Origin of the sequence: Tepidicaulis marinus, from assembly GCF_000739695.1 — a bacterium.
Lineage (GTDB): Bacteria > Pseudomonadota > Alphaproteobacteria > Parvibaculales > Parvibaculaceae > Tepidicaulis > Tepidicaulis marinus.
This window is the reverse complement of record NZ_BBIO01000006.1, coordinates 1-14345: the sequence shown is the minus strand read 5'-3', so window position 1 is coordinate 14345 and position 14345 is coordinate 1. Positions and strand designations below refer to the sequence as shown.

14 protein-coding genes are annotated in these 14345 nt (G+C 60.5%); 5 read left to right on the top strand and 9 right to left on the bottom strand.

All coding sequences use genetic code 11. From position 1 onward, the window contains the following. Positions 1–5 precede the first annotated feature (5 nt). Positions 6–2276, bottom strand: coding sequence for a sensor histidine kinase (locus M2A_RS17210; RefSeq protein ID WP_156101695.1), 2271 nt, complete (start codon positions 2274–2276; stop codon positions 6–8). Here M2A_RS17210 and M2A_RS17975 point away from each other — a divergent pair. Then, positions 2275–2490 carry a hypothetical protein gene (locus M2A_RS17975; protein ID WP_156101694.1) on the top strand — a complete coding sequence of 72 codons (216 nt, stop codon included), beginning with the start codon at positions 2275–2277 and terminating at the stop codon, positions 2488–2490. The two genes, M2A_RS17210 and M2A_RS17975, sit on opposite strands and share 2 nt — an antisense overlap. A 34-nt stretch (positions 2491–2524) precedes the next feature. Beyond that, entirely contained in the window at positions 2525–3724 is a 1200-nt protein-coding gene (locus tag M2A_RS06995) for an acyl-CoA dehydrogenase family protein (protein ID WP_045445019.1), read from the top strand. A gap of 10 nt (positions 3725–3734) precedes the next feature. Here M2A_RS06995 and M2A_RS06990 read toward each other — a convergent pair whose 3' ends face one another. Further along, positions 3735–5327 carry an AMP-binding protein gene (locus M2A_RS06990; protein WP_052379271.1) on the bottom strand — a complete coding sequence of 531 codons (1593 nt, stop codon included), beginning with the start codon at positions 5325–5327 and terminating at the stop codon, positions 3735–3737. Positions 5328–5501: 174 nt separating this feature from the next. Here M2A_RS06990 and M2A_RS06985 point away from each other — a divergent pair, with 174 nt between their 5' ends. Next, positions 5502–6563, top strand: a complete 1062-nt coding sequence (locus M2A_RS06985; protein ID WP_045445016.1) for a lipid A deacylase LpxR family protein — start codon at positions 5502–5504, stop codon at positions 6561–6563. A gap of 90 nt (positions 6564–6653) precedes the next feature. Then, complete coding sequence (locus M2A_RS06980) at positions 6654–7838, top strand: DUF819 family protein (RefSeq protein WP_045445013.1); 1185 nt, start codon at positions 6654–6656, stop codon at positions 7836–7838. Here M2A_RS06980 and M2A_RS18155 read toward each other — a convergent pair. The 3 genes from M2A_RS18155 to M2A_RS06965 all read right to left on the bottom strand — a co-directional run bounded on the left by M2A_RS18155 (position 7832) and on the right by M2A_RS06965 (position 9756). After that, positions 7832–8422 (bottom strand): DNA-binding response regulator, encoded by a 591-nt coding sequence (locus M2A_RS18155; RefSeq protein WP_197052867.1) that lies wholly within the window; start codon positions 8420–8422, stop codon positions 7832–7834. The genes M2A_RS06980 and M2A_RS18155 overlap by 7 nt on opposite strands. 356 nt (positions 8423–8778) lie before the next feature. Beyond that, positions 8779–9210: an ester cyclase gene (locus M2A_RS06970; RefSeq protein WP_045445377.1), complete on the bottom strand. Its 432-nt coding sequence runs from the start codon at positions 9208–9210 to the stop codon at positions 8779–8781. Between the two features lie 18 nt (positions 9211–9228). Beyond that, entirely contained in the window at positions 9229–9756 is a 528-nt protein-coding gene (locus M2A_RS06965) for a VOC family protein (protein ID WP_045445008.1), read from the bottom strand. Positions 9757–9871: 115 nt separating this feature from the next. Here M2A_RS06965 and M2A_RS06960 point away from each other — a divergent pair, with 115 nt between their 5' ends. Next, positions 9872–10498, top strand: coding sequence for a TetR/AcrR family transcriptional regulator (locus M2A_RS06960; RefSeq protein WP_045445006.1), 627 nt, complete (start codon positions 9872–9874; stop codon positions 10496–10498). A 3-nt stretch (positions 10499–10501) separates the two neighbouring features. On the opposite strand, the gene M2A_RS06955 is transcribed toward M2A_RS06960, so the two are convergent. The 4 genes from M2A_RS06955 to M2A_RS18150 form a co-directional block, all read right to left on the bottom strand. Beyond that, entirely contained in the window at positions 10502–11437 is a 936-nt protein-coding gene (locus M2A_RS06955) for an oxygenase MpaB family protein (RefSeq protein WP_045445003.1), read from the bottom strand. Positions 11438–11578: 141 nt separating this feature from the next. Continuing rightward, positions 11579–12625, bottom strand: a complete 1047-nt coding sequence (locus M2A_RS06950) for an HlyD family secretion protein (protein WP_045445001.1) — start codon at positions 12623–12625, stop codon at positions 11579–11581. Then, a complete protein-coding gene (locus tag M2A_RS06945; RefSeq protein WP_045444998.1) occupies positions 12622–13896 on the bottom strand; it encodes a glycosyltransferase family 2 protein in 1275 nt (424 codons plus the stop codon). Before M2A_RS06945 ends, M2A_RS06950 begins: the two co-directional genes overlap by 4 nt. Beyond that, a partial coding sequence (locus tag M2A_RS18150) for a hypothetical protein (protein ID WP_045444995.1) occupies positions 13889–14345 on the bottom strand: 457 nt, incomplete at its 5' end. The genes M2A_RS18150 and M2A_RS06945, both read right to left, overlap by 8 nt.

Below are 14345 nucleotides of genomic sequence, written 5' to 3'. Positions count from 1 at the left end.
GGAGCTTAGGCCGTATCTTCAAGCCGGTGAATTTCCACCTCACCGGGCATGCCCAGCGGCAAGGAGATGTCGAACCGCGCGCCGCCCAGTTCCGAGCGGCGGAAATCGATCCGCCCGCCAAGCTGTTTGACCACCAAATTGAAGACGGTGCTGAGGCCGAGCCCCGTGCCGCCCGATTTGCGCTTGGTGGTGAAGAACGGTTCGAACATCTTCTTTTCGACTTCCGGGGAAATGCCTTTGCCGGAATCTTCCACAGTAAGGCGCAGGGAATTGAGCCCCCCGTTTTTCAGCGACACGCGGATGAGACCGCCGCGCTCGTCGAAGCCATGGGCAACGGCATTGGCGACCAGGTTGGAGATGATCTGCGCTATGACGCCGGGATAGGTTTCAAGCTCCGCGCTCGCCTCGATCGAGACTTTGAGCGTATGGCCGCCCTTCTTCATCATCGGCTCGAGGGTGGTTGCCACTTCCTCGACATAGGTGCCCAGATCGATGGCGCGGATTTCCTCATGGATCTGGTCGGCGGAGACGGATTTGAAGGAGCGCACGAGCTGGGAGGCGCGGTAAAGATTGCGTTCCAGAATTTCCATCGTGCGCAGCGACAGGTCCTGGAACTTGGTGAAGTCCGAGCGCGTCATCACCCCTTCATCGAAGAGCCCGTAAAGCTTGTTCACGCTTTCGCGGAAATGGGAAGCCGCCGTCACGCAAACCCCGAGCGGCGTGTTGATCTCATGAGCGATGCCCGCCACCATGCTGCCAAGCGAGGCCATGGTCTCGTGCTGAACCAGATGCGCCTGCGCATCCTGCAGTTCTTCGTTCATCTCGCGCAATTCTTCGTTCGCCCGCTCGAGCTTCAAGGTGCGCTCATGCACCCGCTTTTCAAGCTCGGCATTGGCGGAGCGGATTTCTTCCTGCGCGCGCATACGGTCCGTTACATCGAAGAAAATGAAGGCCGCGCCGCCCTGGGTCTCGACCCGCTGCACTTCGAAATTACGCCCGTCCGAGGTGATCAGATCGACGGCGCCGCCCTGCTCCATCCGGCCCATGACGAAGTCCTGAACCTTGATGTAGGAAGCCGCCGCATCGAGCCCTTCTCCAGCGCTGAGGCGGCCGGTGGCAAAAGACTCCCACACCATTTCCTGCAGCGGTTTGCCGATGCGTAAATAATCGGGGATCGGCTCGAAGGCTTTTTCCGCCGCCCGGTTGAAAGCGAGCAGGCAATCATGATGATCATAAAGCAGAAGCGGCGCGGGCATGGCATCGATGGCGCCTTTCATCCGGCTTTCGGATTGGCGCGCTTTTTCCTCGCGCAGGGCGATCAAATGCCGCGCGCCCCAAATTACCGCGGCGAGCACGCAATATAGCTGTACCAGAACGATGCTTTGCAGCACCGCCTGCCAGCGGGTATAGGCGATCGCCTTATAGGCTTCGTCCGCGTCCACTTCCGTAATGATGCCGACGCCCGAGTTTTCCAGCCAGCGCGCCACACCGATAACCTGCACGCCCCGGTAATCGGCATAGGGTGTGAATTCTTCACTATCCCGGCGCTCATTCACCATGCGCCCGGCGAGCGTGCTGAGCGGCAGGGCGGCGGCGTTGCTCTTTACCGGCTTGCCGGCCGTTGCCCGCAGCCCGATCTTCGCGCCGAAACGGCTTTCGCTGACGATCACCCCTTGCGCGTTGACGGCATAGGTCTCCCCGCTATCGCCGAAATGACTGTTGCGGAGCATGCGCGTGAAATCGCCCGCCGGATCGATGGCGAGCGCCAGAAGGCCGATACTCTGCCCGTTTTCCCCCAAAATGGGGGCGGCGGAAAAGAGCGCCGATTTTTGCCCCTCCACCCGCGCGAGGCCGGATCGGGGAAAACCGACCGCAGGCTTGCCGGTCAGCACGCGCTTCCGGCTTTCGGGCGGAATCTGAGAGAGACGGGCGCCGCATTCATTATTGGAGGCCAGAAGAACACCCCCTTCGGCATTGAGAAAGGCATAGCCCGTATACCCCGTGCGCGGGAGAAAGGCGTCCAGCAACTCGCGCAACTCGCTTTCAAGCCTCACGCGCTCGCCGGGCGGGGCGGTAAGCATGCGCCGGATGCGCCCCTCCACCACATCGAGCCGGGCCCAGCCTTGCACCGTGCCGCGCTGGCGCTCGAACCAGGCATCGACGGTGCGCGCATTCATATTGCCGGAGGCGGTCAGCATCTGGCCCGTATGCTGGCGAATAGCTTCTTCATTGCGCAGCTGGTTCCACCAAAGCGCGGCGAGAAGCAGCGCAAGCATGATGAGGCTCACGCAAACCGCCAGCGCAGAAGAACGCAGCGAGGCGGCACTGCTGGCCAGCGGCCTTCCCAGTCTGCCCGCTTTCTTCACCAATTCCGCCAAGAAACCCAAGACGCGCTCCCCTGAACAACGCAACAAAGCCAGTCTAGGAAAGCTTGCTTTCCAAACTCTTGTGCGCGCCTCATGCTGGGCAGATGGAAGAAAGTTGGGTTAATAATGGGTAAAAGAAGCAAGGAGGGGAAACGCCCATGCAGTTGAAGGAGAGCGAGGCGGCAGGCAAGTTCCGCAGCGAGGTGCGCCGGTTCATCGAGGAAGCGCTGCCCGAGGAAATTGCAAATGCGCCCACCGTCGGGGTCAGCATCGAAAAGCGGCTCCTGAAAAAATGGCACCGCGCGCTTTATGAAAAAGGCTGGGTGGCGCCGAGCTGGCCTTCGGACTATGGCGGGCCGGGCTGGGACGTGACGCAAAAACATATATTTCAGGAAGAATGCGCGCGGGCGAATGCGCCGCGCCTCATGGCTTTCGGCCTGACCATGGTCGGTCCCGTTATTTATACGTTCGGCAATGAAGCGCAGAAAGCGCAGCACCTGCCCGGCATTCTTTCCGGCGATGTGTGGTGGTGCCAAGGTTATTCGGAGCCGGGCGCGGGCTCCGACCTTGCCTCTTTAAAAACGAAAGCCGTGCGCAAGGGCGATCATTACATCGTCAACGGACAGAAGATCTGGACGTCTTATGCCCATGAAGCGGACTGGATTTTCTGCCTCGTGCGCACCGATGAAAACGTCAAACAACAGGAAGGCATATCCTTTTTGCTGATCGACATGAAGAGCCCCGGCATCGAGGTGCGGCCCATCGTGACGATCGACGGGCTGCATCATCTCAATGAGGTCTTCTTCTCGGACGTGAAAGTGCCGGTGGAAAACCTCGTCGGCGAGGAAAACAAAGGCTGGACCTATGCGAAGTTCCTGCTGGCGAACGAACGCACGGGGATTGCCGGTGTGCCCGAATCCAAACGCCGCATCACTCAGCTAAAGAAAATGGCAAGCGAGGAACGGGACGGCGACGGGAAAACCCTGATCGAGGACGAAGGCTTCCGCCGCCGCCTCGCCGAACTTGAGATCAAACTGGCAAGTCTGGAATTCACGAACCTGCGCAAACTGGCGGAAGCGGCCGCGGGAAAGACGCTGGGGGCGGAAACCTCGGCCCTTAAAATTATCGGCTCCGAGCTTGCCCAGGAGCTGCAAACGCTTGCCGTCGAGCTTGCCGCCTTTTATGCGCAGCCCTTCCACCGCGATCAATTGCTCGGTCTCGTCTCGCAAGCGCCGGTGGGTCCGGACCATGCCGTGACGGTGTTCTCCAACTACGCTTTCGGACGCGCCACGACGATTTATGGCGGCTCGAACGAAATTCAGCGCGGGGTGCTTGCCAAAGCCGTGCTGGGGCTTTGATCTGCCCGGCTCAGATGGACTTGCCCTTCACGGGCCAATAAGGTGCACGCACCTGGCGGCGGACGATCTTGCCCGTCGGCAGGCGCGGCAGATCCTCCGCAAAATCGATGCTGCGCGGGCGTTTGAACCCCGGAAGACGGTTTGCGGCAAAGGCAAGCAGTTCCTGCGCCAGCTCGGGGCCGGCATGAATGCCTTCCTTCACCTGCACCACCGCCTTGACCTCCTCGCCCCATTCCTCATTGGGCACGCCGATAGTCGCGACATCGGCGACGGCGGGGTGCTGCAAAAGCTCCTGATCGATCTCGGCGGGATAGATATTAACGCCGCCGGAAATGATCAGCTCAGCGCTGCGCCCGGTGAGGAAGATGAACCCATCCTCATCGATATAGCCCATATCGCCCATGGTGAAGTAAGACCCGCGATAGGCGCCCTCGGTTTTCTCCGGCGCTTTGAAATATTCAAAACGGCCCACGTCCGGTGCCTTGAAATAGACGGTGCCGGTTTCTCCCGCCGGCAGCTCCCGCCCCGCTTCATCCTGAATGGAGACGGTGACGCCGGGCAGCGCGCGCCCGACGCTTCCTTTCTTTTCAAGCCATTCTTCCGGCCCGATGAAAACGCCGCCGCCCTCCGTTGCCGCGTAATATTCGAATACGACAGGTCCCAGCCAGGCAATCATTTCTTCCTTCACATGGACAGGGCAAGGCGCTGCCCCATGCAGCATCCAGCGCAAAGAGGAAAGATCGTATTTCTCCCGCACCGCCTTCGGCAGGCCCGCCATGCGGTGCATCATGGTGGGCACGACATGGGTGTGAGTAATGCGGTGTTTTTCGATCAGCGCCAATGTTTCTTCCGCATCCCACTTATCCATGAGGACGGTGCCGACGCCGCTTGCAAGGGGAAAGAGAAGATTAAGCGCCAGGGGCGCTGCGTGATAAAGCGGGCCTGTGACCAATGCCGCATCTTCGCCAGGCTTAAAGGCCGCCGTCTCCCGCAATTTTTCGAGCAGCGGGGAGGGTCCGGGCGGCGTGCGCCGGTAAACGCCTTTCGGGTGGCCGGTCGTGCCCGAGGTGTAAAGCATTTGCGAGCCAAGCTGCGGATCGGAGAGATTGCCGCCTGCTTGCCCCTCCACCGCTGCTTCATAAGGCTCGAAACCGTCTATCGCGCCGCCGATGGCAAGCTTCACCCTGGCGCCCGGCGCAAGCGCTGCCGCCTCGATCGCCTTCGCGCCAAAGCGGGCATCGGCGAGAAAAGCTTCGGCCTCGCAATTATCCACGATATAGCCGATCTCTTTTCCCGTCAGATGCCAATTGATCGGCGTGATGCGGTAGCCGCCGCGCTGACAGGCGGCCATGGTCTCCACGAATTCGGGCCGGTTGGAACATAAAAGCGCAACGCCCGCGCCCGGCGCCACGCCGCGCGCCCGGAGCGCCCGCACCAGCTGGTTGGCCCTTGCATTCAATTCACCGAAGCTGCGCGTACCTGCCGCGCTTGCAACGGCCATCCGCTGCGGGGCGAGCTGCGCGTGAAGGGCGAGCACCATGCCGCTTGCCGCCGCCTCTTCCGGTGTCAGCGCGCTTTCTTGTTCACTGCCGCTCTTTGCCATTCACTTCCTCCCCAGATCGCGCATCTTGACGCGGATGGCGGCACCGCGGCTCATTTGCCGTATTGTCACCGCATTTGGGCAATATTGGACCGTCAATCAGGGAACCGGGTCAAGACATTCGCGTTGTTCAGCCATGCACCGTCTTTGCCGGCAGCGCTACTTGCGGGGGAAATCATGAAGAAGAAAATCGCCGCCTGCCGCAAATGGGCAATGGGATGCGCGCTTGCTCTTGCCGCTTCCCCCGCCTTGGCCGAGCCGCAGGCGGGTCATGAAATGCCTAAAGACAATGGCTTTGTCACGGTTCAGGTCGAAAACGATCTCTTCGCCAATTTCGCCAATACCGACCGGCATTATACGAACGGATTGCAAGCCTCCTGGCTTTCGGAGCCCCGGCAATTTCCCGGTTGGATGGGCTTTTTGACCGAGCTTCCCATTCCCGGCCGCGCCTCCAGCCTCTACACAAGCCATCACCGTGCCGGTGCGGCGCTCGGTCATGTCATCTTCACGCCGGATGACACGGACACGAGCGCGCTGGTGCCCGATGACCGGCCTTATGCCGGCTGGCTGCATCTCACCTTCGCGCTGCAATCGGTCTACAAATCCGACTCCAATCTTGCCATCCAGGATCAATGGAAACTCGATGTCGGCATTATCGGCCCCGGCGCGCTTGGCGAAGAGGTGCAGAACAAGTGGCATGTGCTGATCGGCGCGGAAGAAGCGGACGGCTGGGACAATCAACTGCGCAACGAACTGGGTATCAACCTGACGCTCGAACGCTCCTGGCGCAGCGATACTTTCGCAACGCCCGAAGTACTGGGCTTTGAAACCGATTTCATTCCTTACGGGGTGCTTGCCCTCGGCAATGTGCAAACTTATGCAGGGCTTGGCGGCACGCTCAGGCTCGGTCCTTCGCTGCCCGATGATTTCGGCCCGCCGCGCATCTATCCGGGCATCGGCGGCTCGGAATGGTTTCATGCCGACAGCTCTTTTGACTGGTATCTTTTTGCCGGGCTGGAAGGGCGCGCCGTTGCCAGGGATATTTTTCTCGACGGCAATACGTTCCGCGACAGCCACAGCGTCGACAAGAAGAATTTCGTCGCCGATGCGAAACTGGGCCTCGTGACGGTAATCGGGCGCACCCGCATCAGCTTTACCCATCTTTACCGGACCCGCGAGTTTTACGGACAGGACAAGCCGGACCAATTTGGCTCGATCACGCTGGGCTGGGCGCTCTGACCCGGTCCTTCATTGGCACTTAAGTCTTGCAGGTGAGAGGCTCTCCTTCCAGATTACCCCGATTGCGGGAAAGATTCGGGGAGGGAGCTCATGGCGCTCATCGGCGCGGATAATATTTTCGGCCTCATCATGGTCTTCGTGGGGCTGGCCGCTTTCGGCTTCTGGTCCGAACACACAAAGCTCGGCAAGTTCCTCTCCGGCGTCATTCTGGTCATTCTTGCCGGGATCGTGCTTTCCAATCTGCGCATCGTTCCTTTTGCCTCGCCGTTTTACGACGCGGTCTGGACCTATGCGGTTTCTCTCGCCATTCCGCTTTTGCTGATGCGTGCCAATCTGCGCGCGCTTTTCCCCGTTGCCGGCCCCATGCTGCTCACCTTCGTCATCGCAGCGCTCGGCACGGTCGCGGGCGTTCTTGCCGGACACGCGCTGGTCGATCTCGGCCCTTCCTCCGCCAATATCGTTTCCACCATCGGGGCAAGCTGGATCGGCGGCTCGATGAATTTTGCCGCCACCAGCCAGGCGCTCGGTATGGAGGACGGCACGCTGCTTTCGGCCATGGCGGCGGCAGACAATGTGGGGGGCACGCTTTTTCTCATTCTCCTCGTGCTCATTCCAGGGCGCGCCGCCATCCGCCGGTTCATTCCCTCGCCCATCGTGGAAGCGGCAGTGGCGGAGGAAAGCGCGGAAGAAGAGGCCGAACGCAAAGGCGCCGTCCCGCCCGTGCAGGTGAGCAAGCTGGCGCTGCTGCTCGCCATTTCCGCCATTTGCTGTTTTCTCGGCTATGAAACCGCAGCCCTTATCGGCGGCTGGGGCGCGGCGGCCGGGATCGGCTGGCTGGCGGATTTCTCCCGCTACGGCGTGCTCTTCTTGACGCTTTATGCGCTTGCCATCGCCAATCTCTTTCCCCGGCAGATCGAAAAGCTGCACGGGGATTTCGATCTCGGCATGTTCTTCATGTATGTGTTTTTCGGGGTGATGGGCGCAGGCGCCAATGTGGTGCTGATGATCGAAACCGCCCTGCCCGTTTTTGCCTTTGTGGGCATCATGGCAAGCGTGCATCTCGCGGTCGTGCTGAGCGCGGCCAAGCTCTTCAAGATCGATCTGGCCGAGGCCATGCTCGTTTCCAATGCCGTGGCGCTTGGCCCGGCAACGGCCGCCGCGCAAGCCGCCGGCCAGCGCTGGCATGCCCTGGTGACGCCCGCCGTCATGCTCGGCGTGCTGGGCTATGCCATTGCCACCTTTATCGGCGTCGCGCTTTCCGGCTGGCTTCAGTAAGCCACGTTGCGCTGTGGCCGCAACTTGCGCGTCCAGGCTTCCCGCTTGCGGTAAAGCGTCGATGGGCTAACCCCCAAACGACGCGCCGCAGAGGGAATGGAGCCGGAGCATTGGCGGATGGTTTTTTCCACCACCTCACGTTCAAGCTCCCAGAGCGGGCGCCCGTCCAAACGGATTTGTGCCTCGTTCATATCCTGGGCGATGCGCCGAAGCTGCAGCGAATGCTCCATGACGGAGAGAAACCGCGCACGGCTGCAAGGCATGGCAACATATTGGAATGCCTCGGGCGGATGGGCGCCGGTCGAGACCTGATCGGTTTCGCAATTCACCATCAAGATCGTCGATGCCGGATCGACACGCCCGAGCCGCATCAGCCAATCGGGCATGGGTGTGCGCAGATCCACAACGATCAGGTCATAGGCTTGCGCCAGCATCTGGCGGCCCTGAAGCCCATTCCAGCTCACGGTTTGTGAAGAAATATCCTGGCTGTCGAGCCAGGCCGTCAATGTACCGAAGACCGAGGAATCATCCCCGACAATCAATACGCCCCCTGTCTTTGCCCCCCTAGTGGAAGTCAGTGTCATGATGACCACTCCATGGGGTAACTCACGTGACCCTTCTGCCGATGCAGAAGAGATGTCTTGGAATACCCGGGTTACTCAATCCCAGATCAAACGCTGGATGCGCTCTCTGGTTCCCGGAGACCCTCGAATTTTCACGTTTCCACAAAATTTAAAGCAGCGCGTGGAACCGCCATGACCTTGCTCGGGCGGGCTGTGAGCTTAGCACATGGCCCGCCCGGTCAAAACATCGCGTTTACCAAGGCTAAGGAGTGGAGGGTTAATGAAAAGTTAACAAACCCCGCAGCATGCCGGATCGGCAGGCCTCAGCCGATTTTTCGTTGCATTTTGCACATATCCAGCCTGCCGCGTCCCGGCGGTTACATGAGCCCGAGCGCGCGCGGCACGGCGAGCTGGTCGAAATAGGGCCGCTCGCAAATGATCTTGTCGCTGCCCGGGGCAAATTCGAAGGAGGCAGCCATGCGCACACGGAAGGCTTTACCCGTAGGTTCGATGGTTTTGCCCGGCAATTTGAGCGGCCCCAGATGCGTGCCCATCAACCAGAACTCGACCAGCACCGTGTCGCCCCCATGGGCAAGCGCGATGATCTCGTTCGATTGATCGGGAAAGGGTGTGCGGGACGCGGCGAAGTAGCCGCGCACGTCCTCCTCACCATCGAAAACCGCGCCGGAGCCATACATTTCATAGCGCGGGTGTTCGAACGTGGCGATGACGCCGTCCCAGTCGCCTACACATTCCAGCGCCATATGATCGCGCACCGTTTGAAGGCGCCGCTCCGTCAAATCGCTCATCGTTTCGTCCCCCATGTTTTACCCAACTGCGCGGATGGCGTCCGTGCCGTCCCAATCCAAAGCCGCTTTGCGGATATGTTCAAAGAAGGCACCCTTGGCACCGCTAATGTCGGAAATCTCGATCACCGCGCCGGGATGGCCGGCATTTTCAAAATAACAAAAGCGCCCCTGCGGCCCGCCGATCTGCCCTTCATGACCGACTTTCAGGCCGCGCGCGAGGCAGTCCTCATAAAGCGCCTGATAAGACGTGCTCCAGAAAGCGACATGCTGCAGGCCTTCATGGCCCGCATCCAGAAAATCCTTGTACATGGAAGGCGCATCATTGCGCTGCTGAATAAGCTCGATCTGCAGATCGCCCGCATTAGCCAGCGCAATGCTCATCTCCACTGCTGCATCCTGGCCCTTGTAGTGGAAATAATCCGTCTTCACCCGGTCCACATAGAACCAGGGACCGACGCCCATGACATGGACCCAATGGTCCATGGCCGCGCGGATGTCGCGCACGACATAACCATTCTGACGAATAGGTCCGAAGAACCGGCTCATGGCGCTCCTCCTTATGTTATACTTTATTACATTCCATGGCGGCATTTCCAGGTCAAGGCGAATGTTATAAGTTTTTACATTGAAAGCCGCCCCGCCCATCACAGCGAACCGCACCATGCCCCAAAGCACCGCTCCAGCCCGGAAAAAGCCTCATCGCTATCACCATGGCGATTTGCGGGACGCTCTCATAGAGGCGGGGTTTGCAATGACGGAGCGCGAGGGTGTAGAGGCGGTCACCTTCAGCGCGCTTGCTAAAAGGCTTGGCGTTTCGCAAGCCGCCCCCTACCGGCATTTCAAGGACAGAGAAGAGCTGCTGGCAGCGGTTTCCACCAAGGCCTTCCGCGAGACGGGCGACGAACTGCGCCAGAAACTGCGCCGGCGCACCAAGAAGAGCGCGCTTGCCACCATTGCCCATACCTATCTTGAGCTCGGGCTGACACGTAAAGCGCTTTACCGGCTGATGTATGCTTCGCATATTCTGGGGCGCTCACCGGCAACAAGCGAGCTTTACCAGGCGGCGGATGAAGGCTTCGATCTCATTCTTGCCGCCATCGATCCCGCACTCGATGAAATGGCGCGCCGCCGCTTTGCGCTGAAATTCTGGACCTCGCTGCACGGCATCGTCATGCTGGCGGAAGAAGGCATTCTCCCACCCAAAATCCACAAGATTTCCGTCAGGGAACTTGCGGACGAGCTGGTGCGCGATACGGAAATTGCCATTGCCGCAGCAGGCGGGCGCTAGCTCTCAGCTCACCGCCGCTGCTGCTTCGCCGGAAAGCGCATGGCTTGCGCGCCAGTCCTTCAGGAGCCGCGCCTGCGCGGCCTCGGATTTCCAAAGAAAATCGCGCGGCAGGCCGAGCCGCTCGCAAGCTTCGGCGGGCGGGCTGTTTTTCGCGGGAATGGTTTCCGCCGCCCAGGCTGCCGCTTTCACCGCCGCGCGCTCGAAGAAGGTGAGATCGTATTCCTTGCCGAGCCCAAGCACCTGGCGCACGGCGGGCGGCAGAATGTCGATGGCCGCGTGAGCCAGCGCGCGCTGGATCCAGACCGGCAGGCCGCGCGCTGCCCGGCCCGAGCGCATGATGTCCAGAAATTCGCCATTGATGGGATGGGGTTCGAAATCGCCTTCGAGACGGCCCATCATGGCGTAGAAATCATCAAGGCATTTGGGCGAATAGGTAACGCCATAAAGTTTCGAGACTTCCTCGCCTTCGGAGAAAAAGCGCCGCTCCTCTTCCTTGCTCAGTTTCCTGGCGAAGCGGTCATAGGCGGTGAACCAGCCATAGGTCGCCGTGGCACTGACCCAGTTCAACAGCTCCGTGTCGAGCGCTTTGTATGTGCGCCCATTCGGCGTCGTCCCCTCGACTTTCGCATGCATATTGGTAATGCCGCGAATGACACGCTGGGCGGCGCTTTGCGGGCCGTAAATACCGACCATCGCCGCCGTGCCCGTGCGCTGGCCGCGGCCGATGGGATCGGTCGGGAAAACCGAATGATCCCAGACGCCGGACCGGATACGGTCATCGGCAAATTCCAGGAGCACGGCGCAGACACCGGCAACGACACTCGTTACCGGGTTTTTGAAAACTTTCCAGCGCACCGAATCCGGCTCGCAATAAGCCGGCGCGCCAGCCGGCACCGTGAAGTCCACCGTCCAGCCCAGATATGTTTTCAATTGGTCCATGATCGTCTCTCCTCCACTCCCGGCGGAAATTTTGGCACATGGCCGGGACCTCTCCCAAACAATTATAGCAGGAGGTGAAGCGCCGCAGGGGAACGCGGCGTCAAGGAGAAGAGCTTATCAGACTGCCGCAGAGACCGGCGGCTAGAAAAGCGACCAGATCCGCTTCCAGGCATTGCCGGCCATCATTCTGATGCAGATTTCGCCATGCACCTCAACCTTGGTGAAAAGCGGCGGCGGGGCCTCGTCTTCCTTGAAGCGGATGCGAATGACCTGTTGGCGCTCGACGGGGCTGAAGGCACGTTGGAACTCGCTCGGCAGCGCCGCAGCATATGGTTCGATGCTGCTGATCACACCCTGATAGCTGTCTAGACCGGTAAGAAGATGCACGCTATCTCCGGCGGCAACGGAATAAAGCGCGCCGGTCGGCACATAGGCCAGTACATAGCGGTTCTGGCTGTAAATCTGCACCATCGGCTCGCCGACATTCGCCACCGCGCCTTTATGGACGGCGACAGCGGAAACGATCCCATCGATCGGCGCACGGAACCTTCCATCATCGTAAAGCGCTTTCAGTTCTTCGATCGCTGCTTGCGCATCGGAGAGTATGCCGGCGAGGCTTTCCATTTCCGAGGAAACGATCTGCCGTTCGGCGAGAAGACTTTCCAAGTCCTGGCGGCCGCGGAACTCGCTTTCGGCAGCGGCCGTGCGTTTATCGAGCGGCAGATAACCTTGCTTCCAGAGCTTTTCGATTTCCTTGCGCGCGCCCGCGGCAATATCGCTGCGCTCGCTTGCCATGGCGATCAGCGCTTCCACGCTCTGGCCGCGCACGGAAAGCTCGGCGCGCTGGGCTTCCAAATGGCCAAGCTGCGCGGTGAGACGCGCGATACTCTCCGCCACGGCTTGCGAGGAGGCTACGGCCACCACGCTGCCCGCTTTCACCTCATCGCCCGTGCGCACATGCACATCGCGCACAGTGACGGGAAACTCGGTTGCCACAACCGCTTGCTCGCCGATCACGATGCCGCCACTGCGCAGGAAAAAGAGATCGCCGACGAAAATATCCGCCAGCCAGACAAAGAGGAAGAAAATGCTCGTCAGATAGACCCATTTGATGACGGTCTGACGCCGCGCGCGCGGCTGGTTTTCCAAAGGAGCAGCTTCTTTGCGCCGTTTCAAACGCCTCATCATACTCTCTCCACCTGGTCCATGACACGGCCGGGCACATAAGGGTCGCGGTAGGAAGACCGGAAGACCAGTTCCTGGATAATCGAGAACAGCCGGACGGCACGCATCACCGTGACCTGCATCAACGAATAGAAAGGCAGATAGGCGATCAGGCGCCCCGCCCCGCCAATACCGGCAAAGGCCGCGCCCATGAAAAGCAACCCGTCCATCAGCGCATAGCCGATCAACGTCGCCGCGAAAACCGGCAGCGCCATCGCCCCGAGGCTGAGCCAAAGCCAGACGAGATAAGCTGGAAAAACCAGCGTCAGCACGATCTGGAAGAAGAGAATGTCGGCAAGGGCCACGACGTTCGACAGTCTGAAGGAGGCCGAGGCAGGATTGAACTCGCCGCGGAACTTACGCGACCAGATGGTGACGAGCCCCCGGTCCCAGCGCAGGCGCTGAGCGATAAGGTCGACGATCGTTTCAGGCACATTGGTAAGCGCGCGGGCGTCAGGCGCGAATGTCACCCGCCAGCCGGCCCGGCGCAGCTTCATGGTGAGGTCCGCATCCTCTCCTACTTCCACATCCTGGCCGCCCACCGCCTCGACCGCGCTGCGGCGGAAAGCGCCGAATGCGCCCGAGACGATGGAAAGCGTGCCGAGAAGATCGGAGAGCCGGCGGCCAAGGCCGATCGAGAGCGCATATTCGATCGCCTGATGGCGGGTGACGAGGCTTGCCTCGGCATTGCGCACTTCCAGCGTGCCGCCCACCGCGCCGACACGCGGATCGTCGAAATAGGGAAGCAGCCGTTCCAGCGCATCCCGGTCGAGGGTCGTGTCGATATCGGAAATAATGATGATGTCGCCGGTGCAGACGGAAAAGGCAAGATTGATTGCCGCGCTTTTGCCGCCGCGCTGAGAAAGTTTCAAGACCTCATCGACACGGCCTTCCTTCTGCAACGCGCGGGCGATATCGCTCATATTGTCCGTCGAGCCGTCATCCACGACAACGATCTGCCAATTCGGGTTCTTGCCCTGGGCCAGCGTTTGCTCGCCCAGCGCCTCGATGCAGCGGCGCAGGCTCGCCGCTTCATTATGCCCGGCAAGAAGAATGCTGAGCGAGGCGTCTTTGTTGGCGCACGCCTTGGCTTGCGGCCTTGCGCCCATACCCGCAAGAATGATGATCAGCGCGCCGAGCCCGTAGCGGGGCACTTCGAAGAGGACCGCAAACCAGAAAAGCTCAATCAGGCTGAGCGTGTCGAGCGAGCCGATGAAGGAGAGCGCGTCACTCATCGGCAAGCTCGTTTTCCTTCCGGACGAGGAAGTCCAGAATATTCTCGCCTTCATCGGCGCTGGTTTCGATGGCGAAGGAAAGCGGCACCGCCTCGGCCACCTTGGTGCGCAAGCGGGCAAGCGCGATTTCGGCCTGGGCGGCGCTGGTTTCAGGAAAGCCGATCAGGATCGCGGCGGTGCCATCCGTTCCCACAAAATCGCAATCATGCATGCCGTCCAGGATCGTATCGACCGCCTGGCGGAAGGCGAGGCTGATCTCGGTCACCGAACGGGTTTCGCGCAGCTCCTCCAGATTGGAGATGGCGATGCGGCCGAGCGCAAAGGGGCGCTCGAAGCGCCGCATGATGCGCATACCTTCACTCACCAGCAGCAGAAAGTCGCGCAGCGAGAAGACGCGGGGGCGCCCGTTCACATAAGCGGCAATGTCGAGCAGCGGTAAATGGTTGGCT

Bases quoted from the DNA above. Each gene is read 5' to 3' on its own strand.
- M2A_RS17975 (WP_156101694.1), top strand. From the start codon at position 2,275: ATGATGAGGCTCACGCAAACCGCCAGCGCAGAAGAACGCAGCGAGGCG.
- M2A_RS06945 (WP_045444998.1), bottom strand. From the start codon at position 13,896: ATGAGTGACGCGCTCTCCTTCATCGGCTCGCTCGACACGCTCAGCCTG.
- M2A_RS06995 (WP_045445019.1), top strand. From the start codon at position 2,525: ATGCAGTTGAAGGAGAGCGAGGCGGCAGGCAAGTTCCGCAGCGAGGTG.
- M2A_RS06990 (WP_052379271.1), bottom strand. From the start codon at position 5,327: ATGGCAAAGAGCGGCAGTGAACAAGAAAGCGCGCTGACACCGGAAGAG.
- M2A_RS06965 (WP_045445008.1), bottom strand. From the start codon at position 9,756: ATGAGCCGGTTCTTCGGACCTATTCGTCAGAATGGTTATGTCGTGCGC.
- M2A_RS06950 (WP_045445001.1), bottom strand. From the start codon at position 12,625: ATGATGAGGCGTTTGAAACGGCGCAAAGAAGCTGCTCCTTTGGAAAAC.
- M2A_RS06980 (WP_045445013.1), top strand. From the start codon at position 6,654: ATGGCGCTCATCGGCGCGGATAATATTTTCGGCCTCATCATGGTCTTC.
- M2A_RS06970 (WP_045445377.1), bottom strand. From the start codon at position 9,210: ATGAGCGATTTGACGGAGCGGCGCCTTCAAACGGTGCGCGATCATATG.
- M2A_RS06985 (WP_045445016.1), top strand. From the start codon at position 5,502: ATGAAGAAGAAAATCGCCGCCTGCCGCAAATGGGCAATGGGATGCGCG.
- M2A_RS17210 (WP_156101695.1), bottom strand. From the start codon at position 2,276: ATGCTTGCGCTGCTTCTCGCCGCGCTTTGGTGGAACCAGCTGCGCAAT.
- M2A_RS06955 (WP_045445003.1), bottom strand. From the start codon at position 11,437: ATGGACCAATTGAAAACATATCTGGGCTGGACGGTGGACTTCACGGTG.
- M2A_RS18155 (WP_197052867.1), bottom strand. From the start codon at position 8,422: ATGACACTGACTTCCACTAGGGGGGCAAAGACAGGGGGCGTATTGATT.
- M2A_RS06960 (WP_045445006.1), top strand. From the start codon at position 9,872: ATGCCCCAAAGCACCGCTCCAGCCCGGAAAAAGCCTCATCGCTATCAC.